Origin of the sequence: Pseudomonas sp. 5Ae-yellow (genome assembly GCF_014077575.1) — a bacterium.
GTDB lineage: Bacteria > Pseudomonadota > Gammaproteobacteria > Pseudomonadales > Pseudomonadaceae > Halopseudomonas > Halopseudomonas neustonica.
This window is the reverse complement of the sequence record NZ_JACGWE010000146.1, coordinates 1-467: the sequence shown is the minus strand read 5'-3', so window position 1 is coordinate 467 and position 467 is coordinate 1. Positions and strand designations below refer to the sequence as shown.

Annotated in this window: 1 protein-coding gene; it reads left to right on the top strand. The window is 54.0% G+C overall.

What is annotated here, in order from left to right; all coding sequences use genetic code 11:
• On the top strand, positions 1–306 hold a 306-nt coding region (locus tag H4J77_RS19645), incomplete at its 5' end, for a transposase (RefSeq protein WP_182250155.1).
• Between the last annotated feature and the right edge of the window lie 161 nt (positions 307–467).

Sequence of the window (467 nt, the reverse complement as noted above, 5' to 3'; positions counted from 1 at the left end):
AGTTGCACCCTGAAAACCCAGTGCACGCCAAGCACAAATCGTCGGGTAAGGCGCTGGGAACATGAAGCTGTGCTGGAGGAAGTGCAACGCCAGCTGAATCAAGCACCGGAGATGATGAGGGTTCGAAAACGGACTGTTGAGCATCCCTTCGGGACGCTCAAACAATGGATGGGGGCAACGCACTTCCTGACTCGAAAACTGAACGGGGTGAGCGCAGAAATGAGCTTGAATGTGCTCGCCTATAACTTGAAGCGGGTGATGAAAATCATCGGCACCGAAGGCTTGTTGAAGGCGATGGCGGCGTAAAAACCCAGCTTTTACTGCCCCAAAGAGGTGCAAAAGCGCTTCATACACGATCTGACGCGCTACCGGGGCTGACCTTGGCAAATGTTCGGGAAATCGCCTCGCCCAAGAGCGCTGTGCTTAGGCCTCCAACATACGGAAAGTGTTTTTACACACTCTGGGCC